The organism is Arthrobacter sp. TMT4-20 (assembly GCF_054510775.1).
Genome location: NZ_JBTNDW010000022.1, coordinates 1 through 22,979, shown reverse-complemented (window position 1 = coordinate 22,979; position 22,979 = coordinate 1). Strand labels below are relative to the sequence as shown.

Genomic DNA, 22,979 nt, shown 5'->3' with positions numbered 1-22,979 from the left:
GTACGGTGGAAACCCGCGCTGAATGCCTTTGCCATCACTTTCGCCGGGCGTTGGCCGGCAGCCGAAACCTACTAACTAAAATGCTGAAAACACCGAAAAAGTTACAGACCCGAGTACATCCCAGGGACGGCAGGGAGCACCGGGGTTTGCCACCTTGAACGGATTCCGGCCGCAGCGCCCCCATTGTTTGTTGGAGGGTGGATGTGGTGGCCGGGACCGGTCCCGTATGATGCGAGTCCGAGGGCGATGGCGCCCCACACCTCTTGAAGGATAGAAGAAGAGTCTATGCTGGCTACTGCTCGGAACTCGCAGGACCGCACTGTTAGGTTCGGGTTCGCATTCATCGGCGTTCTGCTCATCGCAGTTAACCTTCGGGTGTCCTTTGTCAGCGTGGGCCCGGTGCTGGAGAACATCAGCGGCGATCTCCAGTTATCCAGTGCTGCGGCAGGACTCCTTACAGGTCTTCCGCTCATCGCTTTTGCAGTCTTCTCACCCGTCGCGCCCCGCATCGCGTCCCGTTTGGGTCTTGATCGTACGCTGTGGCTATCACTGCTGATCCTCGCCGTCGGCATCGTGCTTCGCTCGTTACCCGTGCCCGGTTTCATCTGGCTGGGCACCGTGCTGATCGGCTTGGCTATTGCGTTTCTCAATGTCTTGGTGCCGTCGCTTGTGAAGCGGGACTTTCCACTGCGGGTCAGCCAGGTTACCGGAAGCTACACCGCCACCCAGGCTGCGTTCGCCGCGATCGGGGCCGCCGTCGTCGTGCCCGTGGCACAAATGTCTCCGGCGGGATGGCGGCTTGCCCTTGGCATCTGGGTGGGACTGGCTCTGATAGCGATGGCGGTGCTCTTGCCGTGGCTGCGCCGGCACAGGTTGGATACTCCGCACGCCACCATGCCGGAGGCCCCTCACCGGTCGCCATGGGCCTCAGCCTTGGGTTGGCAGGTGACGATTTTCATGGGCCTGCAATCTATTGGCTTTTACGTTTTGATGGCGTGGCTCCCCTCCATCGAGCAAAGTCGCGGAATCCCTGCCACCACCGCGGGAGTTCACCTGTCAGTATTTTTGCTCATCAGCGTGTTCGCCAGTCTTGCCGCAGGAGGGATCATTCATCGAGGCGTGGACCAACGGTTCGTATCCTTCATGAGTGGGGCTCTCATGTTCGTGACGTTTCTCGGTCTGGCACTGGTGCCGGACCTCATCTTGTTGTGGATCCTTCTGGGAGCAATCGGGTGCGGGAGCCTCATTGTTATTGCTCTGTCGCTGTTCAGCCTCCGGACCGTCAATCACCTGCAGGCGGCGTCCCTGTCGGGCATGGCGCAGTCTGTCGGTTACGGTCTGGGTGCAGTCGGGCCGGTGATGTTCGGCGGCCTTCGCGATGTGAGCGGGGGTTGGACGCTTCCACTCATTGTCACCGCTGGCATCATGGCGGTTCTCGCTGGGACGGGTTTGCTCGTCGGACGTGACCACGTGATCCGCGGTACTGATTGAGCGAAAGCCGACTACCGAAGCAGGATCTCCCAGAGTGATGTGTCGTTCGTCCAGGCTCAGAACGCGTAGCGGATGCGGCAGTACGGCGCGATATCCCGAATCAGGGCAAGCAGTTGTCGAACATAGCCAGCCTTGCTCCCTGAGCGGTAGCGGACGTTGGTGAAGCCGTTGGACGAAACCTTCGATTCCTGCAGGTCTGGGCGCCACAGCGCCTTCTCGGCCTGCGGATGCCACCCCAAATTCACCTCGTGTAGCCGCTCGTTGTGGGTCAGGAAAATGACCTCCGCCGCCAGTTGCGCTTTAGCGGCGGGCGTTAGCTTGGCATCAAGCTGGCGCAACAGTTCCTCCCAATCGCTGAGCCAGGTGTCCGTGATGATGACGGGGGAGAAGTTGACGTGTACCTCATACCCGGCCTCCACGAAGTCATTGATCGCAGCCATCCGTTCGGCCACAGGCGAGGTTCGGACGTCAATCGATTTCGCCAGCTCCGCGGGCATGAGGGAAAAGCGGATCCTGGTATGACCGCCGTGGTCCCACCCGAGCATCGCTGGGTTAACGTACTTGGTGGCGAAGGACAGCTTCGCGTTCGGCACATCGCGGAAGAGCGTGACGAGGTCCTCCACGTTATCGCTGATCAGCGCGTCGACTGAACAGTCGCTGTTCTCGCCGATGTCGTAGACCCAAAGTTCCGGGTCGCACTGGTTGGGCTCCAATTTCATGCCCTGTCGTGCGGCGTGCCGATCAAGCGCTCCTGCGATCTGCGAAATGTTCGCGAACACGGTTACCGGATTGCTGTATCCCTTGTGTCGGGGTACGTAGCAGTAAGCGCATGCCATGGCGCAACCGTTGGCCGTTGAGGGCGCAATGAAATCCGCTGACCGGCCGTTCGGCTTTACGGCCAACGATTTCTTGACCCCGAGTACCAGCGCTTCCGTCTTGATCCTGGACCAGCGGGGAACGTTGGTCTCATCACCGTGGAGGTCCGGTATGTTCCAGTGGTTGTCGACAAGCACAACTTCGGCTCCCGGCCATCGTTGGACAATCTCTTTCCCTCGTGGCAACTCCAATGCAGCGGGTTGGGCATAGATGCGACGGATCTGTAACAGCCGGTTGAACTCCATCACTCTATTCTCCCAAGGTACCCAAGATGAGGGCACCGGTTATGCCGAAGGCCTCTTACGGCAGTCAACCGGGAAAGCAGGGGGGACAGGAAGGGCATCCTACCGAAAGGACCGTCAAGGCGTTCGAGCGCCTTGACGGTCCCAGAGAGTGGTTACGAGCGTAAGCCACCTATCACCCGGCAACGGTGGTTTCAGTCAATTTGTGCCGTCAGGCCAGCAGCCTTGATTGCGGTCGACGCGGCGGCTTCGTCGTTGTCTGAGCTGTCCCCACTGATGCCGACCGCTCCCTGGATGGTGCCGTCATTGTCGCGCACCAGGACACCACCGGGCACTGGGATGAGTCGGCCACCCAGAGTGGCTGTCGCTGCGGCAATAAAGTACGCCTGTTGCTCGGCGCGCTCCATAATTGCCCGCGAACCCATTCCGAGGGCCAGCGCTCCGTACGCCTTACCCTGCGCGATCTCAAAGCGATTATTCGAGGCACCATCCTGGCGCGCAGCGGCGATGACGTGGCCGCCGGCGTCGAGCACGACGACGGTCAGCGGCTTGAAGTTCTGCTGCTGACCTGCCGCGAGGGCGTCGGCGATGATGGATTGGGCGGTTGTCAGTGTCAGGCTCATGATGACCTCGTTCGATTGTCGGCTTGCTTATGCAGGGCACGGCGGCGATGCAGAATGGGTTCGGTGTATCCCGATGGTTGAGCGGCGCCCTCTAGAACGAGTTCGCGGGCTGCCAGGAACGCCTCGGTATTGAACGCCGGGGACATTGGCACGTAGGCGGGGTCCGAGGCGTTCTGCTCGTCGACGACCACAGCCATTCGTTGCAGGGAAGCGTCGACCTCTTCCTCGGTTACGATGCCGTGCAGCACCCAGTTCGAGACGTGCTGGGAGCTGATGCGGCAGGTTGCGCGGTCTTCCATCAATGCTGTGCCGTGGATGTCGGGAACCTTGGAGCACCCGACGCCGTCGTTCACCCAGCGCACGACGTATCCCAGGGTGCTCTGAATGTTGTTATCCAGCTCGCTACGTCGGTCATCCGCACTCCAGTCAGAGGGGTTACCGACCGGAATGGTGAGCAGTTGCCGCAGGGTCGAGCGACGCTTCCCGGCTAGTTCAGCCTGCCGGGCATCCACATCGACCTGATGGTAGTGCATAACGTGCAGGGTCGCGGCGGTCGGGGAGGGGACCCAGGCGCAGTCCGCGCCGGCAAGCGGGTGCGCAACCTTTTGCTTGAGCATGTCGCCCATATTGTCAGGGGCCGCCCACATGCCCTTACCGATTTGGGCCCGCCCGCTGAACCCGCACTCCAGGCCTATATCAACGTTCGCGTCCTCATAGGCCGCGATCCAGCTGGAGTTACGCATGTCGGCCTTGCGGACCATGGGGCCAGCAATCATCGAGGTATGGATTTCGTCGCCGGTGCGATCAAGGAATCCGGTGTTGATGAACGCGACACGGTCCCGCGCCTCCCAGATGCAAGCCTTCAGGTTGGTCGACGTACGGCGTTCTTCGTCCATGATGCCGATTTTCAGGGTAAGCGGTTCAAGGCCCAACACGGGCTCTACGGCCGACAACAGTGCGCAGGCCACTGCGACTTCACCCGGACCGTGCATCTTCGGCTTGACGATGTACACCGATCCGGCCCGCGAGTTGCGCCCGGCGTGTGGGCCCCGCAGATCGTGTACGGAGCCAAGTCCAGTGAATAGGGCGTCGAGGATCTCCTCGGGCACCGGCGCTCCGGAAGAGTCCAGGACAGCATCACTGGTCATCAGGTGGCCTACTTGGCGGATGAGAAGCAGCGAGCGTCCGGGCAGAGTCAGCTCCGAGCCGTCGGATGCTGTGTAGGTGCGGTCGGAGTTGAGCCGCCGGGTATGTGTGCCTCCCTTGTGCGCAATCTCGGCAGTCAGGGTGCCCTGCATCAATTGCAGCCAATTGCGGTAGCCCAAGACCTTATCCCCGGCGTCGACCGCTGCTACGGAGTCTTCGAGGTCCATGATGGTTGTGATCGCTGACTCCAACACAACGTCCTTCACCCCAGCAGGGTCCCCTGAACCGATGGTGTGGGTGCGGTCGATCAGGATTTCGACGTGAAGTCCGTGGTGTACCAGCAATACTGATTCGGGGGCGTCCACGCTTCCCTGATAGCCCACCAGTTGCCCTGGGTCGACCAGCCCCAGCGAACCATCTGGTGTCTCCGCGACGAGAGCGCCGTCTGCAATTCGGTAGGCGTTGACGTCAGCGTGGGATCCGCCCGCCAGACCAAGGTACTCATCCAGGAACTGCCGCCCACGTGCCACGACGGCGGCGCCACGGACTGGGTTATAGGCACCTGTCTGTTCGCGACCATCGCCGTCGTCAACTGCATCCGTGCCGTAGAGCGCGTCATAGAGTGAGCCCCATCGAGCGTTTGCTGCGTTGGCAGCGAACCGGGCATTCAGGAGCGGGACTACTAATTGAGGCCCGGACACGGTTGCGATTTCGGGGTCCACCCGGTCGGTCGTGATAGCGAAGTCTCCGGGCTCGTCGACCAGGTAACCGATTGAGCGGAGAAACGTCTCGTAGGCTTCCTCCTGCACGGGTTCCGCCCCCTGCGAGCGGTGAAACTCGTCAATTTGCTGCTGCATCCGGTCCCGGATGGCTAGCAGTTCCCCCACCTGGGGCGAGAAATCGGTGATGACCGCGGCCGCGCCAGCCCAAAAAGCTCCCTCTTCAATCCCCGTTCCAGGCAAAGCTTCGTCCCGGACGAAGTCATAAAGCTCCTCGGCGACGCTGAGGCCGTTGATCTCCAAATAGTTCGGCATAATGCCCGCCCCTTAGATTCTCGTAAGGTGGAAAAAGTTTACCAATATCAAAACCTAGCCAGCGCTGCTCCGCATGTCAATGCACAGCCCGACCTCCGGCTCTGCGTGAAGTTCACTAAACTGGAAGCAGTCAACGAAAAATGAAAGGGCAATGGCGGTGTCAGGCAGGATCAGGCTAAGGGCGATGCTCGATCTGTCGCGAACAGCCCTAACCTCTTTGGGGTTTGCCGCCATCATTGTCGCGATCCTCGCAATGCATGTGTGGATGGGCGGTCACGGCCCGTCCACGCACGGAGCTTCAACGTGGAGCGACGCGGCTGATGGTGCTGTGTTCTCTGCTAGTCCTATGACATTGGACACCGAATCTGCGACGGCTATGAGCGGGTCGCACCACGTCCAGGCGAATGCTGCCCCCGCCGCTTCTACGGACGGGAGCTCCGGCGAATCAGGGCAGGGCTGCGTGGGGTCATGCGGCAACGACAGCGCAGTCCTGGGAATGTGTCTCCTGGCGATCATCGTCGTCGCCATTCTGGGGTTCCTGATCCGTTCCGGCCGGTTCGTTCCCGGGTCGGTGCTCCTCCGCGGTCCGCCACTGATCCGTTTACGACCCCTATCGATCCCCGTTCCTTCACTGATCCAACTCTGTATCAGCCGGACATAAAAAACCGGCACCTGCCTTTCTGGTGAGCGCAAAGGCTTCCAGCCAAAGGCATGCATGCCCGTCGAGGGCACCACTGCAGACTATTCATCAGATGAATTCACAAAGGATCAGATCACTATGAAGCGTTACCTCCCCATCACAGGGCTGAGCGTCGCAGCCGTCATCACACTCGCGGGCTGCGTAAGCGACAACGACACGACTACCCCGGTGGCCGAGCCAACGGCTTCCACCCAGGGAACTACTTCCCCCACCGAATCCAGTGCTGTGGTATCCGCCGAGCACAATCCCGCGGATGCCATGTTCGCCCAGATGATGATTCCTCACCACCAGCAGGCGGTGGAGATGAGCGAGATGATGCTTGCCAAAGACGATGTCAGCCCTGAGATTACCGATCTCGCCACCAGGATCAAGGCTGCGCAGGGTCCTGAGATCGATATCATGACCGGCTGGCTCGAAGCGTGGGACCGACCGGTCATGCCCGACGGTGGCATGGCTGGGCACGAGATGGGCGGGATGGGTGGGATGGACGGCATGCTGGATGAAGATCAGATGGTTGATCTGGAAGCGGCTGAGGGTGACGACGCGGTCGGGTTGTTTCTGGAATCCATGATTGAACACCACGATGGGGCGGTGGAGATGGCCCACGAGGAAATCGATAACGGGGAGAACCCTGCGGCAATTGCTCTCGCCGAGACCATCATGGAAACCCAGCTCGCCGAAATCCAGGAAATGGAACAGCTGCTCGCCGAACTCTAACCCGCCACAGGCTCTGGGTAGGGAGGGCACCATTGCCCTCCCTACCCGTTCCCATTTTGACTCAAGGACTATTGACGTGAAATTCATCCACTTTTCTTTGCCCCACCCACCACGGGCCGCCCCGACGGCAGTCATGATTGCAGGGATTCTGGCAGTTACCGCTTGTTCGCCACAACCCCCGCAGGGAGCCAACAGTGCCGCTACCGCTGCCCCGTCAGCCAGTGCAGAAGGTTACCCAACGGGTCACGTCCACGGCATGAGCGTGAACCCTGGCACGGACCGGGTTTTCCTCGCCACCCACGATGGCCTGTTCGACGTCTCAGAGTCACCGGCCATCAAGATCGGCCCGACCATCGATCTGATGGGTTTCACCTCAGCAGGGGAGGGCGAGTTTTATGCATCCGGACACCCTGGTCCGGGATCTGATCTTCCCGACCCGGTGGGGCTAATTCGGTCCACCGACGAGGGGCACACGTGGCAGCCGCTGTCCCGGCAAGGGGAGTCCGATTTCCATGCCCTCGCCTCAACCGACAACGGGATAGTCGGTTTCGACGGCCAGTTGCAAGTGAGTAGCGACGGGACCACCTGGGAATCCGTGGCAGAACAAATTCCGGTGTTCAACCTGGCCGCAACGCCACGGGACAGTATTGTTCTGGCGACCACAGAGGACGGCCTGCAACGCTCCACGGACAACGGCGAAACGTGGAATGCCGTGCCCGGTGCACCCCTGCTGATGTTCACGGCCCTTTCGGAAGGTGCCGCTGCTGGGATTACACCCGAGGGCCAGATCTACACCAGTCGTGACGCTGGCCTGACCTGGGTCGAGCAAGGAACGATCCCCGGTCAGGCAGCCGCGATAGCCACGCACCTGGTCGGGGATCTGACCCTGCGAATATGGGTCGCGACCGAAACCGGTGTCCAGGTCTCCGATGACAACGGGCAGTCCTTCACGGACATCCGAGTCAATCAGGAGTAGCCGCTGGTTCGGAGACTGGACGGCTAAAGCTGCAATACGGCGACCCGCTGAGGAAGCCTGGGGAGCGCCCGGCCAGCCGCTACCCGCGGCGCTCCCTCAGGGCGACGAGCTCAAAGCGAGGCTGGTGACCAGTGCATCCGATCTCACCTGCACCAGATAAGTAGGTCAGGCCTTTGAACGGTCCGGCGACAAGGTGATGGCTCTACATCGATGAATATCGATATCATAGTGAGGAACCGCAATTGCGCTGGTCGGCCTCTTCCGGGCGACGGCCGGGGTGACCGGGGCTCGTTGGTTCGGTATCGAATCGAACCTTTGTGGAAGCCAGGGAGAACCACATGTCTGTGATCCGAATTTACGAAACTACGCTTTGTCGCGACACGGGTGTGTGTGGCCCCGATGTGGACCAGTCCCTGGTGGACGTCACCGCCGACGTGCGTCATCTCCAAAGCCTCGGAGTTGAGTCGCGCACACGACCGGCACTTGGCCTGAGCGCAAAGTCCGGCGGCTGCTGCGGCGGCTCAACGAGTTGCGGCTAGGTCCGGGGATGAAGTTTCTCGAGAACGCACCACGATTCTTGTTCTTTACTGGCAAAGGTGGCGTGGGTAAGACATCCGTAGCCTGCGCCACGGCTCTTACACTCGCCAATGCCAGTCAGAAAGTTCTGCTGGTGAGCACCGACCCAGCCTCAAACGTTGGCCAAGTGTTCGGTATGGTCATCGGCAATACCGTCACCGCGATTCAGGATGTTCCGGGTCTCTCCGCGCTGGAGATCGACCCGGAGCAGGCCGTCGAGGCGTACCGGGAACGGATCATCGCACCCGTTCGGGGCCTCCTCCCCGAGACTGAGTTGGCCAGCATCGCCGAGAGCCTTTCAGGGTCGTGCACCACGGAAATCGCCTCTTTCGACGAGTTCACCAACCTGCTCGCAGACGAGAGCTCCTATGGGGAGTACGACCACATCATCTTTGATACAGCTCCTACGGGCCATACGATCCGCCTTCTTCAATTGCCGGGTTCATGGACCGATTTCCTCGAGACTGGCAAAGGAGACCCGTCATGCCTGGGCCCTTTGTCAGGGCTCGAGAAACACAAGCAGGTGTATGCCAAAGCAGTGCAGGCACTCACGGACCCCGCCAGGACCCGGCTTGTCTTGGTTAGCCGGGCGCAGACGTCGTCCCTGGCTGAGATCGAGCGTACCTATCTCGAGCTCAACCAGATCGGAATCAGGAGCGGGTACGTGGTCATTAACGGTGTCCTGCCGGAAGCCGCCGGCGACGAGAGATTAGCCGTGGCCCTGCGGTCCAGGGAAGCTGCCGCCATCGCGGCCATTCCTGAAGCGGTCGCCGCGCTGCCCCTCGATGTGCTGGGCCTCAAGCCAGGCAACATGGTCGGCGTACCGGCGCTTAGGTCTCTGTTCGCGACTGGGTCCAGACCGGCCATCCTTGACGAGACGACACAGACACCGGAGGTCGAGGACGCGCCACTGGCAGCCTTGGTTGACGAGATCGAATCGGACAGCCGTGGCCTGGTGATGTGTATGGGGAAGGGCGGGGTAGGGAAAACCACCGTCGCTGCCGCCATTGCGGTCGCACTCGCCGGCAGGGGGCACGCGGTCCACCTCACCACGACGGATCCTGCAGCGCACCTCACCGAAACACTGCACGGTTCAGTCCCTGGATTGACGGTATCTCGTATCGATCCGGTAGCGGCAATTCAGGAGTACCGGAGCCACGTGATGGAAGCCAAGGGCCGGAACCTGGACGATGATGGTCGTGCCGCCCTAGCTGAGGACCTGATGTCCCCATGCACTGACGAGGTGGCTGTCTTCCGGCAGTTTTCCAAGGCGGTCCAGGAATCCCGGCGGCGCTTCGTGGTGATCGATACCGCGCCGACCGGTCACACGCTGTTACTCCTGGATGCGACCGGTTCATACCACCGGGAAATTGCCCGCCAGGCTGGAGATACCATGGGCTTCGTGACGCCCCTGATGCGGCTGCAGGATCCTGCGCAGACCAAGGTAATTCTTGTCACGCTGGCCGAAACGACACCTGTCCTCGAAGCCGAAGAGTTGAAAAGTGATCTGGAACGGGCAGGAATCCACCCGTGGGCCTGGGTGATCAATAGCTCGATTGCCGCCGCACACCCGCAGACGCCGTTTCTGCGGGCGCGCGCCGCGAGCGAAATCGAACAGATGGCAAAGGTACGCGCCTTGACCGACCGAGTGGCTCTTATTCCGTTGTTGCCCGAGGAACCCATAGGGGAGGAGAAACTGAGGGCTCTGACGGCTCTCGCTTCGATCTAGGTGCGTATGCGTGCCGCGAGGGAGGGCCGAATGGACCGCCCACTTTCTTTCTGAGAATGATTCTCATAAGATGATGGAATGCACTTGATCCTCATTACTTCGCTGGACGCACTCAGTCGCAACAACGCCACATCTCAATTGGCCGCGCTATCTCCGGAAGTTCCAGTGGTGCTGCACGACCTGCTCGACGATTCAGTGGTGACGCGCCGCATCCATCAGAATGACCAACTGGTGGAACGAGAGTCATCTGTACTAGAACACGGTTGTCTGAGCTGCACCGTCCGGTTCGATCTGGTCCCCGTCCTGATACGCCTGGCCGCTGCCGGCACCTCTCTGGCGATCGTCGGGCTGCCGCCGGGCACCACGGCCGAGAACGCGATTGACGGGATTCATGCCATCGCCCGGGAGGATTTCACTGTGGATTCGGTAGCGTTGGCCGCACAGCCTGAGGACGTGGAGAACCAACTGTGGGACCACCACACGTTGTTTGAGTCTGGTTACACGGCTGTTCCCGAGGATGGCAGGACCCCCGGCGAATTCCTGATGGGGGAGTTACTCTTTGCTGACACGGTGCTCACCACTGTCAGTGATCTGCTGCCATCGGATCAGGAACTGAGTCTCAGGGGTGTTCAGCTCATCGGACAGCTTGCCCCGCATGTGCGGATGCTGCCCGCCCGGGGGGCGATCGCGGCCCACCTTGGGGCGCACGACGACGAAGCAGCCCGCGCCCGAAGTTGTCCCGGAGCGGTCGCGGTGCCGTCGACGTCGTCCGGGCCCTTCCGCACTTTCGAATACCGCACGGACCTTTTACTGCATCCCGATCGCTTTCGATCAGCATTGGGTGCCATCTCCGAGGGTTGCTGCTTTGTTCGGGGCGGTGTCTGGATTGCCGGTCTGCTGGAGACCGAAGTAGCAGTGTTCGGTGTTGGCCCGCGCATAGCCCTCAGCAACGGCGGCCCCTGGGCCAGCGATCCACAGGGGCAGTGGCGCCGCGGCACTCACCTCGCTCTGACCGGCGATGACATCGATGACTTCGAGGTGACCAGCCTGCTGGCAGCCTGCGCACTGACGGATGAGGAACTGCGGTCGCCCCTTGTTTATGCACCCAACAAAACCAGCCGATAAAGACAAACAGAAACCCCTGAAGGAGAACCATGAAAGTACGCAATTCCCTCCGCGCACTGAAAAAAGTTCCGGGAGCCCAGATCGTCCGCCGCAGAGGCAAAACTTTTGTCATCAATAAGAAGAATCCGCGTATGAAGGCCCGCCAAGGCTGACGCCATGGTCAAAAATACAAAGGGTTCAACGGGGATCGTGGTGGCGCTGTGCGTGGGTCACCGGTGCGCTGCCCTTGTTAAAGCTAGCGACGACGGCGAGCTGGCCGCGGCAGTCGCCCGGTCGTCGGGCGGGGTGCTTATCTCGGCATCCTGCCTGCAACAATGTGCCCACGGAGCCGTCGCCGCTGTTGCCATTCGCGCTTCAACGAGTGAACTGACTGGGCCGTCAATCTGGCTGGGCGGCCTCGAAGCCCCCGGGCGGCTAAAAGCCCTCGCCGCCTGGGTTGAGCGCTGGCATCCACAGGATGGTCGACCCAGTGCGTTACCCGGCAAGCTTTCCGGGGCGGTGCTCGGAACCGGCGCACCCGTCCGCGTGGCGACTAACCCAGCCTAGAACGTCGTTAAAACGAACGGCACCGACCCGTGGGGGCGGCGCCGTTCGGTCTAGCGACCGTTAGTGCTCGTCGTAGTGATCGCCGTGTTCCGCGTGGCGGTGCCCGTCATGAAGGTAATCGGTATGGTCGCCGTGCTCGACGGTTTCATGGGTGCAATCAGACGAACCGTGTTTGTGATCGTGCTCGTGAATTGTGTGTTCTGAGTGCGTTTCGGTGGTCATCGGTATCTCCTTGGTGCGGGAGTTCCCGCAGTTTCATATTCAGTGGCTGTGACTGGGTGTCGGGGACGCTTCGACCGTGTGGGCGATCGCGTCCTCGATGACATGGGCAACATGCTCGTCGGTCAATGCGTAGACGGCTTCGCGCCCCGATCTGCTCACGGTTACGAGGTTCATACTTCGCAAGAGCCGCAGATGTTGTGACACGAGTGGCTGGGAGAGGCCAGTGGTGGCGACCAGCGCACTCACTGATCCCTCTCTGTCGGACAGGGCAGTCAGAATTCGCAATCGTGACACAGCCCCCAGCGCTTTGAACAGCTCGGCAACCTGTTCCAGCTGCTCGTCATCCGCCATAATAATATATAAACATGTCTGCATGCGTTTATGCAATAGGTCAGTGCCGATCATCCAGCTGGACTGATATTCGTCGTCGTACGCTTCCGCCTGCGTTCAAGGGTAGGAAAGGCAATACTTGAGGCCGACACCGCCAGGACAGAGGAAAGGATCAAGGCCGAGGCCGGGGCTAACACGGTCCAGGGTGCGCGTTCGACATAGGCCATTCCCTCGGCCAGGATCAGGCCCCAATCGGGGCTCGGCGGGTTCGCGCCGAGCCCGAGGAAACCCAATGCTGCCAGAGCCAGGGCGGTACCCGGCAACCGGAGCATCGCGTGCCGGAACAATGGTCCGGCGATGTGCGGCAGGATATGCCGAACAATAATCCGGCCCCGACCCACGCCAAGGACCGGCAGGACCGCGACGAAGGGCAGGCTTTTCGTCTGGAGGGTCAGCGCCGCAGTGTGCGCAGCTAAAGGCGCCCAGCTCACGAGCGCTACGGCGAGTGCGGCGCCGCCAGCGGACGTGCCTGCAATCGCGGCAACAATGATCCCGGTGATGACGGGAGGGGCTGCGTTGGCCACCTCCAGCGGACCCGTTCCCAGCCGCGGTAACGAACCCACCAGCACTCCAATCAGAAGTGATAGGAGAACGACGGCGAGCGCCGTACCCACCGTGGAGGCGGTGCCGTGTCCCACCCGGGCGAGCAGGTCCCGCCCGCTGGCATCAGCTCCGAAGGGCAGCAGCCAGCTCGGTGGGGCGAGCCGGGAGTGGGCCGAGGTGAAAGGATCGCGCAGCATACCGGCGATCGCGAGGGCCGCCAGAAGCGATACCGCCCCGATTGGCACTGCCAGGTCGCGGCGGCGGAAGGACGGTGGAACAACAGCGACCGGCACCACCCCCAGCCGCCCGGCGGGACCGAGTAGGGCCCGCCGGGTCAGTGCCGCAAGGACGCCCGCCACAACTGCCAACACCAGAAGTGCGAGCACGCCAGCCTGGAGGACGGGGATGTCCTGTGCGGTGGCGGCACCGAGGGTTGCCCTACCGAGGCCAGGGATGGCGAAGACGCGTTCAACAGCTACCGCGCCACCGGTCAGGCCGACGACGACGAGCGCTACCTGACTGGAGACGTTCGGTAGTGCTCGGCGCAGGATTCCGAGCGCGATCTGGCGGCGTGTGAATCCGGCAGACAGCCATGCTGATACCCACTGTTCTTCCCCGGCTGCGCTGACGGCGTCAGCGAGGAGTTTGCCCATCAGTCCTCCCGCGGGCAGGCCCATAGCCAGGGAGGGTAGAACGGCGTAGTGGACACCGAGCCAGCCGGAGGGTGGGAACCAGCCGAGCCAAACAGCGCCAATAACGAGGAATAGCGAGGCCAGAAGGAATTCCGGCAGGGATGTCGCCGTCGTCGCAAGCAGTCCCGCTCCCCGCCGATGTTCGCCCCTAGCGCTGCGCAGAAGGGACGGTAGGGCGAACATGCTGGCCACCAGGAGTGCAATTGCTCCGGCTCCAATCATCAGAGTGACGGATACCGCCAGGGCGGCGAGGGTGCCCGGGAGGACCGGCGCATGGGAGATCCAGGATTGACCGAAGTCACCCGAGAGGGCGCCAACGAACCAGGTGAAGAACACCAGAATTGGACCCCGGTCCAGGCCCAGCTCGTCCCGCACCATGCTCAGCGCTTCAGGCGTCACCTCCAGATCCGCGTAGCGGGCCCGCAGCACGGTGTACTCGGGACTCTGGTCGGAGAGCCAGGGCAGCAAGCCGATCACCACCACGACGGCGAGCAGGGCTCCACCTCGCGAGAGGCTTACCAGGAATCCGCTGGTAGGAAACCGCTTCACCGGTCGGCGCGGGTGTCACCGGTGATGAGCAGCCGCTCCCGCGGGTCACGCGCTGCCCCTTCGGTCCCTGCTGCCTCACCCTGGATGACCCTTTCGTGCAGCATCGGAATAGCTGCGTCGCGACTGAGGATCTCGGCTTCAGCCGCCATAATGGCCTCGCGGCGGTCCGGCCCGGCGGGCAGCGCGGCCGCGACCCGCAGGGCCTCGTCAACCGCCGGATCGCAGAACTGGGAGAGGTTGAAGGAACCGTCGCAGCCAAAGTCGCTATACAGATAGGCCACTGGATCGCCGGAGTCCAGCACTGTCGCCCTGGACAGGATGAAGGCATCGAAAGTGCCGTCGAGGGCATCCGCCTCGATGAACTGGTACTCGCGCACATCCTGTTCAACGATGAAGCCAGCGGCTTCGAGCTGCTGTTCAAGTTGTACCGCGACCTCGGGGAGTTCCGCCCGGTCCGTGAAGGTTCCCAGACTGATGCTGACGCCGTCGACCGTTGCCGGTTCAGGACGCTGCTCCAGAATCTCCCGATACTCGTCGGCGCGTGCGTCGGCAGCCCACGGAAGTGCAGGTCCAAGAAGGCCTTCCGCCACGTCGGCCCGGCCCTCGTAGACCCCTGAGACAATCGATGCCCGGTCGATAGCTTCGCGAGCGGCGGCACGGACCTGGGGGTCCGCGAAAGGACCTGATTCTGTGTTGAGGTAGAGAGTATTGGTTCGTGGCATGGGCACCTCGAAGATCAGATCCTCGTCGATCTGTGCCACCTGGCCCACCGGGATGGCCTCGACGACGTCAGCCGTTCCGGTGCGCAGTGCCGCAGCTCGTGCGGTGCCGTCCGGCACGAATTGGACGTCGATTCCTGCAGCAGCTGCGGGATCACCCCAATAGTCGTTGTTCCTGTCCAGAGTCGCGCCTGAGGTCCCGTCCACGGCGGTAAGGATGAAGGGCCCGGTACCAGTGCCGACCGGGTCGACTGCGTCGTCGTCGTCGTAGGCGCTGGCAGCCAGGATCGAGAGCTGGGGGCTGGATAGCCGTTGGGGCACCAATGGATCGGCTACCGCCGTGGTCACAGTCACCGTCAGGTCGTCGCTGGCGACGGCGGTCAGGTCGACGCCGTCGAGGATGCGAGGGGTTGGTGAGGCGGTCGCCGCTGTCGTGAGCGATCGGGCGACGTCGTCGGCTGTCAGCGGGGTTCCATCGTGGAAGGTGACATCCTCGCGGAGAGTGAAGGTCCACTCGGTCGGCGTGGTCTGCTGCCACCCTGTGGCTAGCGAAGGTTGTGCCTCCGCGAGGTGGTTCAGGACCACCAGGGTTTCGGCCGTGGACCAGCGGGAGAGTTTGAAGGCGTCGTCGCTCAAAGGGGTGAGACCCGACCGGGGTGGCTGCAGCATGGCAATCGAGATCCGCGCGTCGCCATCTTCTCCGGAGGCCGGCGGCGAGCCATCGGGCCCGGGGGAGAAGCAGCCTGTGAGCGCAAAGCAACTGATGGTCGAGACGGCGAGAACGGTTAGTGGCGTGGGGCGGTTCATGAGCGATCTTTCTGCTGGGGAAGGGGAAGAACATGGGGGAGGAAGGACGCGCTTACGGTGGCCAGAACGACGAGGAGGACCCAACTGGATAAGCCGCCGGCGACATCACGAAATGCTCCGAACAGCGTGTTGCCGATGAGTACCGCGATGCCGCCGCAACTGGCGAGGAGCCCGTAGTAGGCACTCATCGGCCGCTGTCCGGCGAAGTGGTGCACGAGCTGCATCCCTGCCGGACCGACGAGCATGTGGCCCAGGCAGAGGAGGGCAACGAAGGAAACGGGGCCGCTCGCTGCGGGAAGTCCAGGAAGGAGATTCATGCCGGTTGTGCCAAGCAGGCCCATCACCGCGAATGCCGCGGCAATACAGGCAAATCCTGTTCTTAGCGTGGCGGCGGGCCCCAGCCTGGCAGCTACAGCCGACAGCGGCAGTTGGAGAGCGATAGTCAGAACAGAAGCCAGGGTGAACAACACAGCCAAAGTGCCGCCGCCTGCTCCACTGTGGGCGAGTTCAAGTGGCAGCGCGAAGTACAACTGGTTGTAGGCCAGGAGGTTCACGCTGAAGAAGCCGGCGAAACAGACGAAGCGGCGATCCCCCAGGCAGGCGAACGCACCGCGTAATGCCGATGCGCGACTGCGGGGTTCGCCGCCGACTATCGAGGCAGGACCGTGTTTCGGCAGGAGTAGCCAGAGCGCGATGCCGACGCCGAGAAAGAGCAGTGCAGCCGATCCGGCAACAACCGGGAACCCGTTGGGCAGCAGCCCGATCCCAATGAGAGGCCCGGCGACGGCACCAATTTCCCCAACGAAGACAAGCCACGCGAACAGGTTGCGCCTGCTGCCATTCGTAGACTGGGCGCGATCCAATGTACCGACTAGTCCTTCAACGGCTGGGGAAAAGAATGCGCCGCCGACGCCGGTCAGCACCGCGCTGCCAAGGAAAGTCCAGAAGCTCTCCGACGTTGCGAGCCCCAAATAACCCGCTGCGCGGACAGCACAACCCGTCAGGATACTCCGGCGCGGCCCCCAGCGGTCGGCGATCACCCCGCCGAAGAGGAACATTCCTTGCTGGCTGAACGTACGTGCGCCAAGGACAAGCCCGACGGCGGCAGCACCGAGACCCAGGTCATCCGTCATCACGAGTGCCAGGAACGGTACTACCGCGTAGAAGCCAATATTGAAGACCAATTGGATGGGCAGGACCAATGACACCGAGACAGGATTCCTCGGAAGGGCGGCGTCGATCATTGTGCGGTGACGCTCCGCGCTAGCCGTGCCGCATTGAGTTCGCGTGTCGCCTCATGCCGGGGGCGGTTGAGGAGGTGAACAGTGTGTCCGTATTCGACGATTCGGCCATCGGCGAGGACGGCAGTCTCGGCGCACACGGCGGCGACCGCGTCGAGGTCGTGAGATACGAACAGCATTCCCAGGCCCTGTTCGTTGACAAGTAGCTGCAGGACTTCCAGCACCTGATTGCGCAGCGGTAAATCCAGTCCGCTCACCGGTTCGTCTGCGAGAAGAATTGATGGCCGTACCACTAGCGCACGCGCGATCGCTACACGTTGATTCTGCCCGCCGGATAACTCGAACGGTCTCTTGCCAACGGTGGACCCGGATAATGCCACCCGCCCGAGCGCTTCACGAATGATGGTGGAGTGCTGTCCGTCGATTCCCAGACAAACGAGAGGTTCACGGAGCAGCTGACCCACTGTCATCCGAGGATCCAGGCTGCTCGCCGGATCCTGAGGCACGTACTGCACCTCGCGCCGGAACCAACGCAATGACCTCAACGAACCCGGTTGGACAGGTCTGCCCTGCAAGGTGACCGAACCTGAGGCTGGTTCCTCGAGAGCAAGGAGCGTTCGGAGCAGCGTTGACTTACCGGAACCCGAGCTGCCGACAAGCCCCAGGCTACTCCCACTGGAGACCTCAAGGGATACTCCATGAAGTATCTTCGTGGGCATGCTCCGGCGGAACGCCTGCCCGGGCCGTGCTAGCGAAAGCCGCAGATCCCTGGCCGAAAGAGTGGCCGTCATGCGGTGGTGTGCTTGTCTGGTGTGGCTGGTTGTCGAGCTGCCCGGGTGAGCGCATCCGCGACGGGATGGGCCGCTTCGCTGGCCAGGTGGGAAAAAGAACCCTGGTCGACGATCGACCCGCCGTCAATAATCGCGGCCCGTGAACACAAGGAAACCGCGGCGACGACGTCGTGGGTGATGAAAAGAATTCCCGCGCCAGCTTCAGCTGCCGCGCGCAAAGCGGACAGGACAAGCTGCTGGGAGACAACATCGAGGGCTGTGGTTGGTTCGTCGGCGATCAGGTACGACGCCCGACATGCGAGCGCCTGAATGATGCAGACCCGCTGTCTCTGGCCTCCGGACAGTTCCATGGGGAAGCTGCGCAACACATGTCTGGGATCGGTAAAACCTACCTCTTCGAGCATCGATTCCGCCCGCGCCAATGCGGCCGCGTGAGTGGTGGCTACATTCGACCGAAGAAGCACAGGAACGAGCTGGCGGTCGATCCGTACCAACGGGTGCAGGGATGTGAGCGAGTCCTGTCGTACAGCGGCGATACCAGGACGGGTTCTGTCTTCCAAAGGTGCCGCTTGTCCGTCAACCTCCAGCTCGCCCCGGACCATCGCACCTCCGGGAAGAGACCCACTCAGGGCTGCCGCGGTCAGAGATTTACCGGACCCGGAGGGGCCCACCAGGGCTACCGCTTCACCGCGGGAGATAGTCAGCGACAGGCCCTTGACCAGGTATTGGGAGGCAATACGGATCGATAGATCCTGCAAGACCAAACTCACCACGCACCCCAGCTCACCATTATTGATTATCGTTCTTATTAAGATACCGATAATGCGGATGGTTCTCAACTGGGGCGCCCTGTGTACTGCCGTTTCCTCAGGGTTTGTCGTGGGGGACTATCTGATTGGCTTCTCGTCAGCCTCGGGGGGTCGGTCCGTCCCGGGACTCAACCCGGGGGATAGGGAAGGTCCGGCGTTGGTTTCCGGGACCAGGGCGGCGCGCTGAGGAGGAAGACTGTGGCGGCGATTGTCACACCCGCGGCGAAGATGGTGACCAGATGGGTCGACACCGCGGTGCCGTTGTACATGGTGATGCCTACAGCCAAGAGTGATACGGCCAGGAGAATCAGGGCGATCCAATGCTGGCGGCGCAATCCCATCAGAACCATGAGGGCGGGGACCGCGTACCAGATCATGCTCGCCGTTCCCATGGAATTGATCTGGTCGATCACACTTCCGCTGCCTGGTATCGCGGCCACTACCGAGCGGAAAAACATTGACGCGCAATGCAGGATCAACCCCAGCACACCCACGACCGTCAGGGCCAGATCCAGCGGAGTCAACCGTCGGGTAACCCGCTTTAGGGGGAGGAACGGGACCGCCAGACGGAGAATTAGCAGCAGAGATGCGACGGCAGAGAGGGTCAGGACAAACGAGGCGGACATAGAATCACCTTAAAGGATCACCGGCGGTCGGAATGTGTCGTCGAATACCCTAGAAGAACGTGGGAAAACTTGTCCGGTGACCTATCGGACGAATCCGTCAACGAGTCACTCCAGGAGCACCATGACGTACACACTCAGCACCACCATTGCGCTTCCCTGGGCTGAAGCCCTGGAACTTACCCGGGAAGCACTATCAGCTCAGGGTTTCGGAATACTCACCGAGATTAATGTTCGTTCCACCTTTGAAGCCAAGCTCGGCACCGAAGCCGCGGACGCCGTGGGAGATTACACCATCCTCGGTGCCTGCAACCCGGCCCTGGCCAGCCGGGCCATTGCGGCCGAGCCCGAAATCGGCGCGCTCCTGCCTTGCAACGTCGTGGTCCGTCGAAGCAAAGCCGCAGACATCACCACAATCGAGGCCATCGACCCGGAGACAATGGTTCAGCTCAGTGATGCGCCAGCGGTCAAAGAGGTCGCCGACGACGCCAGCAGCCGCCTGCGTAAGGCCCTGGCCGCCCTCAGTAGTTAACCCGGTCTAGCTACCCGTGGTTGGGTGGCTCGGAACCAGCCAGCCAGAAGGAGAACAATAAGGGTGATATCGATGATGTCACCGCCGTAGTACATCAGCTGCGCGCCTGTCCGGCCATCGGAGATCTCGACACCGGCCGGAGGATGGACGTAGAGCCACTTAGCCAGAATGGAGTGAGCGGCGATGAATACGATGAGGACTACGGAGCGCATCTGGATCGAGGCCCGGTGTGGGTTGGGATCGGGACTTATCAGGGACGCAACAAAAAGGTAGCCTGCCAGAAGGATATGCATATGTACCGCTCCATGAAGCAGCACCGAAGTGTGCATTAGTGAGTACAAGTCGGTGGTGTAGAGAACCCATAGTCCTCCCGCATTGAGCCCGCCTGCGACCGTCGGGTGGGTGATGAACCGGAGGGGCGGAGACCTCAGAAAGCGGGTGAGGACCTGCGCCCGTCTCACCGTCAGAGCGCGCAGGGCCAGAGTAAGGGGCGCCGCGAGTACCAGCAGCAGCGGAGCAGCCATTCCGATGAGTAGGTGACCAGTCATATGAGCAGTGAAAGTGGTGCGCGCAGCAGCGGCAATAGGCCCAACTAGTCCCACCCCGATGCAGAGCAGACCCGCGTACCAAGCCATAACTCGACCTATGGTCCACCGTCCACGGTCCCGCGCCGCCCAGAGGGCAAGGGCGTAACCCGCCGCGGCCGCAACCAGGAGCAGCACAACTAGGGCATCGAAAGCTATCCATCCGAGAACATAAACGTCGTCGTTTGAACTGCTGGGAGAGTTATGGTCGTGTTGATGCTGCCGATCCACTGGCTGAACCTTCAGTCCGATGTCTGTGGCGGACGAGTCCGCCACAGAATGAACACCCCGACCAGTAACAGCACGATGGCAGACCCTATCCAGATCACGTCGTAGGGCAGCAAATCCACGTCATAACGAATCTGATGAATGCGCAGAACCTTGTGGTCAATAACGCCGTCAAAAAGTTGGAAAGACCCAACTCCGGTAATGAGCGCCCCAGTCCATCGCTTCCAATTCACCTCGGCGCGGCGACGAATGTCAGCCAAAACGAACAGGCCCCAAATAGTAATAAACCAACCGAACGCGTGAAAGAAACCGTCAGCGGTCAGCGCGACCTCGGTGGTGGACAGGTCATAGAAGTGGTGCCACTGCAAACCCAAATGGAAGATAAACAAGTCAATAATCGATGCCGCGACCCCGCACCCGAAAAGGAAACCGGAGAGAACGACGCGCCGTTCAAGCCCCGAGTCAGGCCCACGGGAGCCTTTATCCACACCACTGCTTCTGCTCATTCTGCCGGTAGGCATCGAAGCTTCCCTTCACCTTGGGGTAGCAATTGCACATTTCATCATAATAGCTACGGCACGTCGGCGATCGGCAGAATACGCCTCAATTACAGGGGAGCGGGTGGAATAAGAACGAAATTACCCACGTGTACCTTATCGAGGAATTCACGTTGAGCGGCCGCGATCTGGTCAAGTGGGAAGACCTTGGCTAGGAGAGGCCGAATCTCCCCACGCTCGATGTAGGAGATGAGGCTAGGGAATACCGCGTCGTCCCACGCTGTGCACCCGATCAAGGTGAGATCCTTCAGATAAAAGGTCCGCATATCCAGTTCGACAAGAGGTCCGCCGATGGCGCCTGAGGATACGTAGGTCCCTCCCCTCTGGAGGAGACTGAGCATCGCGGGAAAACCGGTGCCGGCCACGTTGTCGATCACGACGTGGGCGCTTTCCGCTCCCAGCACGCTTAGCGCCTCGTCCCGCCCGAGGACTGTATCCGCTCCCAGGGCCCGGACCCGATCCTGTTTGGCCCCACTGGCGATGCCAATGGTATGAGCGCCACGTCGCTTGGCGAGTTGTATGACGGCCGAGCCAACGCCACCGGAGGCACCCGTCACCACTACCCGCGACCCCGAAGTGACACCTGCACGGCGGACCATGTTCTCCGCCGTTCCGTAAGCGCAAGGAATGGTGGCTAATTCGGCGTCGCTCCAGTCGCAATCCACAGTGAAAACCTCGTGTTCGGGGACAGCAACGAATTGAGCGAACGCTCCGTCCCGGTCCGACCCTAACCAACTGGTTTCCATCGAGGAGAATCCCTGCGTGCGCATACATGCGCGGATCAGTACCCGAGCCCCAACCGAAGACTCGTCGCCCCCGCGACCGACGGCGACAATACGTCCGCAGCAGTCTGCGCCCTGAATTAGGGGGAACGGGGTGGCCGTGTTCCAACCCCCGTCCGGCCGCGTCGACGTCTGCCCGGAAACGTTCTCTGCTGCGTCATTGGTGCCTGTCGCCACCGATGACGAGTACCAACCGAGTCTGGTGTTGATTTCGGTATTGTTGACGCCGGCTGCCAACACCTGAACTAATACCTCACCTTCGGCTGGCGCCGGGACTGGAACCCGACTCACCTCGAGCCGGTCGTAGCCACCAACCCCGGTAGTGACAATCGCCATCATGGTCTTCCCCTCGAGGACTGGCCTGGTTGGGGGATGAATCGTGGGCATTCACCCATTTTGCTCTATCTACCGAGCAGTCGCCAACGACTCCGCCAATGGCCTGTCGTGCGTCCATCAACCCGACAGATTCCTGTGCGGATCAAGTAGCCAGCGTTCAGCAGAGATGACCTCCTCGAAGTATCGGGTGGGATAGGGCGGTTCGTGCACTTCTTTGAAGTAGGTGGTGATGGCGCGGTCGACGGCTGTCGGTCCGACGATCGCTAGTGCAGAAACGTTGAGCCCCGACGCGAAGGCGTACAGTGCCGGTCTACTGAGGGAGATCATTTTGTTGAGGTGGACGAGCATTGGTAGACACAGAGCTGGCGATACTTTCGCAAGGCTTCTGACGAGCTCCATGGCGTCTTTTTTCGAGACAGTTACCCCTTGGTCCCACTGGACTTCGATATAGCCTCCGCTATGGGGAAGGAGCGAGAACCTTTGGTTTGCTTCACTGTCATCCATCGGATAGTTCCTGTCGCTTTACTCCGCTGCCGTCGAGTTCCCTATTTCAGGCGTTTTCATTTAGTCGGGTGGCGGTGAGAAGGAGTCGGCTGGTTGGCCATTGATCCAGGTCCAACATGGCTATAGGTCCTTGTCATGGTGCCAAAAAAGTCGTTAGGGCTATTGGTGCCGGTATTTATTGACCATGGGGCAGTCGAAGGGGTCGCGTGCGGCGAGGCCTACCCGGTTGAGGTAGGACACCACTGCGCCGTAGGAGGCTGCGACACCGACCTCGGTGTAGGGGACTTTG

25 protein-coding genes and 1 pseudogene are annotated in these 22,979 nt (G+C 61.4%); 10 read left to right on the top strand and 16 right to left on the bottom strand.

The features are described 5' to 3' along the window. Positions 1-285: 285 nt before the first annotated feature. Positions 286-1,491, top strand: a complete 1,206-nt coding sequence (locus tag ACX80Z_RS15325; protein WP_459316455.1) for an MFS transporter — start codon at positions 286-288, stop codon at positions 1,489-1,491. A gap of 56 nt (positions 1,492-1,547) precedes the next feature. On the opposite strand, the gene ACX80Z_RS15320 is transcribed toward ACX80Z_RS15325, so the two are convergent. From ACX80Z_RS15320 to ACX80Z_RS15310, 3 genes are all read right to left on the bottom strand, one after another. After that, complete coding sequence (locus ACX80Z_RS15320; protein ID WP_459316454.1) at positions 1,548-2,612, bottom strand: spore photoproduct lyase family protein; 1,065 nt, start codon at positions 2,610-2,612, stop codon at positions 1,548-1,550. Positions 2,613-2,803: 191 nt separating this feature from the next. Next, positions 2,804-3,232: a GlcG/HbpS family heme-binding protein gene (locus ACX80Z_RS15315; protein ID WP_019481279.1), complete on the bottom strand. Its 429-nt coding sequence runs from the start codon at positions 3,230-3,232 to the stop codon at positions 2,804-2,806. After that, a complete protein-coding gene (locus ACX80Z_RS15310; protein WP_459316453.1) occupies positions 3,229-5,412 on the bottom strand; it encodes a malate synthase G in 2,184 nt (727 codons plus the stop codon). The genes ACX80Z_RS15315 and ACX80Z_RS15310 overlap by 4 nt, the downstream gene beginning before the upstream one ends. Before the next feature lie 346 nt (positions 5,413-5,758). On the opposite strand from ACX80Z_RS15310, the gene ACX80Z_RS15305 reads away from it, so the two are divergent. The 8 genes from ACX80Z_RS15305 to ACX80Z_RS15270 all read left to right on the top strand — a co-directional run bounded on the left by ACX80Z_RS15305 (position 5,759) and on the right by ACX80Z_RS15270 (position 11,781). Then, a complete protein-coding gene (locus ACX80Z_RS15305) occupies positions 5,759-6,073 on the top strand; it encodes a hypothetical protein (RefSeq protein ID WP_156808922.1) in 315 nt (104 codons plus the stop codon). 117 nt (positions 6,074-6,190) lie between these two features. Next, entirely contained in the window at positions 6,191-6,829 is a 639-nt protein-coding gene (locus ACX80Z_RS15300; protein WP_459316452.1) for a DUF305 domain-containing protein, read from the top strand. Positions 6,830-6,962: 133 nt separating this feature from the next. Further along, positions 6,963-7,805, top strand: a complete 843-nt coding sequence (locus ACX80Z_RS15295) for a F510_1955 family glycosylhydrolase (RefSeq protein ID WP_459316458.1) — start codon at positions 6,963-6,965, stop codon at positions 7,803-7,805. A gap of 338 nt (positions 7,806-8,143) precedes the next feature. After that, entirely contained in the window at positions 8,144-8,344 is a 201-nt protein-coding gene (locus ACX80Z_RS15290; RefSeq protein WP_083850803.1) for an arsenic metallochaperone ArsD family protein, read from the top strand. Between the two features lie 8 nt (positions 8,345-8,352). After that, positions 8,353-10,110 (top strand): arsenical pump-driving ATPase, encoded by a 1,758-nt coding sequence (gene arsA / locus ACX80Z_RS15285; RefSeq protein WP_024477098.1) that lies wholly within the window; start codon positions 8,353-8,355, stop codon positions 10,108-10,110. 78 nt (positions 10,111-10,188) lie between these two features. Next, complete coding sequence (locus ACX80Z_RS15280; RefSeq protein ID WP_459316451.1) at positions 10,189-11,235, top strand: GTP-binding protein; 1,047 nt, start codon at positions 10,189-10,191, stop codon at positions 11,233-11,235. Between the two features lie 29 nt (positions 11,236-11,264). Beyond that, positions 11,265-11,387 (top strand): type B 50S ribosomal protein L36, encoded by a 123-nt coding sequence (gene ykgO, locus ACX80Z_RS15275; protein ID WP_082471366.1) that lies wholly within the window; start codon positions 11,265-11,267, stop codon positions 11,385-11,387. A gap of 4 nt (positions 11,388-11,391) precedes the next feature. Next, on the top strand, positions 11,392-11,781 hold the full coding sequence (locus ACX80Z_RS15270) for a hypothetical protein (protein ID WP_459316450.1): 390 nt from the start codon (positions 11,392-11,394) through the stop codon (positions 11,779-11,781). Positions 11,782-11,841: 60 nt separating this feature from the next. Here ACX80Z_RS15270 and ACX80Z_RS15265 read toward each other — a convergent pair whose 3' ends face one another. The 8 genes from ACX80Z_RS15265 to ACX80Z_RS15230 all read right to left on the bottom strand — a co-directional run bounded on the left by ACX80Z_RS15265 (position 11,842) and on the right by ACX80Z_RS15230 (position 19,170). Then, a complete protein-coding gene (locus tag ACX80Z_RS15265) occupies positions 11,842-12,003 on the bottom strand; it encodes a zinc transporter permease (RefSeq protein ID WP_165802636.1) in 162 nt (53 codons plus the stop codon). Between the two features lie 39 nt (positions 12,004-12,042). After that, a complete protein-coding gene (locus tag ACX80Z_RS15260) occupies positions 12,043-12,354 on the bottom strand; it encodes an ArsR/SmtB family transcription factor (protein ID WP_116779005.1) in 312 nt (103 codons plus the stop codon). 50 nt (positions 12,355-12,404) lie between these two features. Beyond that, positions 12,405-14,177: an ABC transporter permease subunit gene (locus ACX80Z_RS15255; RefSeq protein ID WP_459316449.1), complete on the bottom strand. Its 1,773-nt coding sequence runs from the start codon at positions 14,175-14,177 to the stop codon at positions 12,405-12,407. Continuing rightward, on the bottom strand, positions 14,174-15,703 hold the full coding sequence (locus tag ACX80Z_RS15250; RefSeq protein WP_116778976.1) for an ABC transporter substrate-binding protein: 1,530 nt from the start codon (positions 15,701-15,703) through the stop codon (positions 14,174-14,176). The genes ACX80Z_RS15255 and ACX80Z_RS15250 overlap by 4 nt, the downstream gene beginning before the upstream one ends. After that, entirely contained in the window at positions 15,700-16,911 is a 1,212-nt protein-coding gene (locus ACX80Z_RS15245; protein ID WP_459316448.1) for an MFS transporter, read from the bottom strand. The genes ACX80Z_RS15250 and ACX80Z_RS15245 overlap by 4 nt, the downstream gene beginning before the upstream one ends. Positions 16,912-16,943: 32 nt before the next feature. After that, on the bottom strand, positions 16,944-17,663 hold the full coding sequence (locus ACX80Z_RS15240) for an ABC transporter ATP-binding protein (RefSeq protein ID WP_459316447.1): 720 nt from the start codon (positions 17,661-17,663) through the stop codon (positions 16,944-16,946). A gap of 68 nt (positions 17,664-17,731) precedes the next feature. Continuing rightward, on the bottom strand, positions 17,732-18,505 hold the full coding sequence (locus tag ACX80Z_RS15235; protein ID WP_459316446.1) for an ATP-binding cassette domain-containing protein: 774 nt from the start codon (positions 18,503-18,505) through the stop codon (positions 17,732-17,734). A 167-nt stretch (positions 18,506-18,672) separates the two neighbouring features. After that, a complete protein-coding gene (locus ACX80Z_RS15230; RefSeq protein WP_459316445.1) occupies positions 18,673-19,170 on the bottom strand; it encodes a hypothetical protein in 498 nt (165 codons plus the stop codon). Positions 19,171-19,291: 121 nt separating this feature from the next. Between ACX80Z_RS15230 and ACX80Z_RS15225 the strand changes: the two genes are divergently transcribed. Next, positions 19,292-19,699, top strand: a complete 408-nt coding sequence (locus tag ACX80Z_RS15225; RefSeq protein ID WP_019481457.1) for a DUF302 domain-containing protein — start codon at positions 19,292-19,294, stop codon at positions 19,697-19,699. Here ACX80Z_RS15225 and ACX80Z_RS15220 read toward each other — a convergent pair. The 5 genes and pseudogenes from ACX80Z_RS15220 to ACX80Z_RS15200 all read right to left on the bottom strand — a co-directional run. After that, positions 19,696-20,421: a cytochrome c oxidase assembly protein gene (locus tag ACX80Z_RS15220; RefSeq protein ID WP_459316457.1), complete on the bottom strand. Its 726-nt coding sequence runs from the start codon at positions 20,419-20,421 to the stop codon at positions 19,696-19,698. The two genes, ACX80Z_RS15225 and ACX80Z_RS15220, sit on opposite strands and share 4 nt — an antisense overlap. Before the next feature lie 104 nt (positions 20,422-20,525). Further along, the gene (locus tag ACX80Z_RS15215; protein ID WP_459316456.1) at positions 20,526-21,017 is read right to left on the bottom strand and encodes a DUF2243 domain-containing protein; all 492 of its coding nucleotides are present in this window, start codon (positions 21,015-21,017) and stop codon (positions 20,526-20,528) included. Positions 21,018-21,118: 101 nt separating this feature from the next. After that, a complete protein-coding gene (locus tag ACX80Z_RS15210; RefSeq protein WP_459316444.1) occupies positions 21,119-22,237 on the bottom strand; it encodes an alcohol dehydrogenase family protein in 1,119 nt (372 codons plus the stop codon). A gap of 66 nt (positions 22,238-22,303) precedes the next feature. Continuing rightward, positions 22,304-22,690, bottom strand: coding sequence for a DUF7793 family protein (locus ACX80Z_RS15205; RefSeq protein ID WP_459316443.1), 387 nt, complete (start codon positions 22,688-22,690; stop codon positions 22,304-22,306). 159 nt (positions 22,691-22,849) lie between these two features. Beyond that, a pseudogene (locus tag ACX80Z_RS15200) lies at positions 22,850-22,979 on the bottom strand (acyl-CoA desaturase); the annotation flags it as partial.

Excerpts from the sequence above, each read along its gene's own strand:
- ACX80Z_RS15205 (WP_459316443.1), bottom strand. The coding sequence starts at position 22,690 with ATGGATGACAGTGAAGCAAACCAAAGGTTCTCGCTCCTTCCCCATAGC.
- ACX80Z_RS15320 (WP_459316454.1), bottom strand. The coding sequence starts at position 2,612 with ATGGAGTTCAACCGGCTGTTACAGATCCGTCGCATCTATGCCCAACCC.
- ACX80Z_RS15265 (WP_165802636.1), bottom strand. The coding sequence starts at position 12,003 with ATGACCACCGAAACGCACTCAGAACACACAATTCACGAGCACGATCAC.
- ACX80Z_RS15250 (WP_116778976.1), bottom strand. The coding sequence starts at position 15,703 with ATGAACCGCCCCACGCCACTAACCGTTCTCGCCGTCTCGACCATCAGT.
- arsA (WP_024477098.1), top strand. The coding sequence starts at position 8,353 with ATGAAGTTTCTCGAGAACGCACCACGATTCTTGTTCTTTACTGGCAAA.
- ykgO (WP_082471366.1), top strand. The coding sequence starts at position 11,265 with ATGAAAGTACGCAATTCCCTCCGCGCACTGAAAAAAGTTCCGGGAGCC.
- ACX80Z_RS15315 (WP_019481279.1), bottom strand. The coding sequence starts at position 3,232 with ATGAGCCTGACACTGACAACCGCCCAATCCATCATCGCCGACGCCCTC.
- ACX80Z_RS15325 (WP_459316455.1), top strand. The coding sequence starts at position 286 with ATGCTGGCTACTGCTCGGAACTCGCAGGACCGCACTGTTAGGTTCGGG.
- ACX80Z_RS15230 (WP_459316445.1), bottom strand. The coding sequence starts at position 19,170 with ATGTCCGCCTCGTTTGTCCTGACCCTCTCTGCCGTCGCATCTCTGCTG.
- ACX80Z_RS15280 (WP_459316451.1), top strand. The coding sequence starts at position 10,189 with ATGCACTTGATCCTCATTACTTCGCTGGACGCACTCAGTCGCAACAAC.
- ACX80Z_RS15310 (WP_459316453.1), bottom strand. The coding sequence starts at position 5,412 with ATGCCGAACTATTTGGAGATCAACGGCCTCAGCGTCGCCGAGGAGCTT.
- ACX80Z_RS15225 (WP_019481457.1), top strand. The coding sequence starts at position 19,292 with ATGACGTACACACTCAGCACCACCATTGCGCTTCCCTGGGCTGAAGCC.
- ACX80Z_RS15215 (WP_459316456.1), bottom strand. The coding sequence starts at position 21,017 with ATGAGCAGAAGCAGTGGTGTGGATAAAGGCTCCCGTGGGCCTGACTCG.
- ACX80Z_RS15240 (WP_459316447.1), bottom strand. The coding sequence starts at position 17,663 with ATGCCCACGAAGATACTTCATGGAGTATCCCTTGAGGTCTCCAGTGGG.
- ACX80Z_RS15300 (WP_459316452.1), top strand. The coding sequence starts at position 6,191 with ATGAAGCGTTACCTCCCCATCACAGGGCTGAGCGTCGCAGCCGTCATC.
- ACX80Z_RS15295 (WP_459316458.1), top strand. The coding sequence starts at position 6,963 with ATGATTGCAGGGATTCTGGCAGTTACCGCTTGTTCGCCACAACCCCCG.
- ACX80Z_RS15305 (WP_156808922.1), top strand. The coding sequence starts at position 5,759 with ATGACATTGGACACCGAATCTGCGACGGCTATGAGCGGGTCGCACCAC.
- ACX80Z_RS15290 (WP_083850803.1), top strand. The coding sequence starts at position 8,144 with ATGTCTGTGATCCGAATTTACGAAACTACGCTTTGTCGCGACACGGGT.
- ACX80Z_RS15260 (WP_116779005.1), bottom strand. The coding sequence starts at position 12,354 with ATGGCGGATGACGAGCAGCTGGAACAGGTTGCCGAGCTGTTCAAAGCG.
- ACX80Z_RS15210 (WP_459316444.1), bottom strand. The coding sequence starts at position 22,237 with ATGCCCACGATTCATCCCCCAACCAGGCCAGTCCTCGAGGGGAAGACC.
- ACX80Z_RS15270 (WP_459316450.1), top strand. The coding sequence starts at position 11,392 with ATGGTCAAAAATACAAAGGGTTCAACGGGGATCGTGGTGGCGCTGTGC.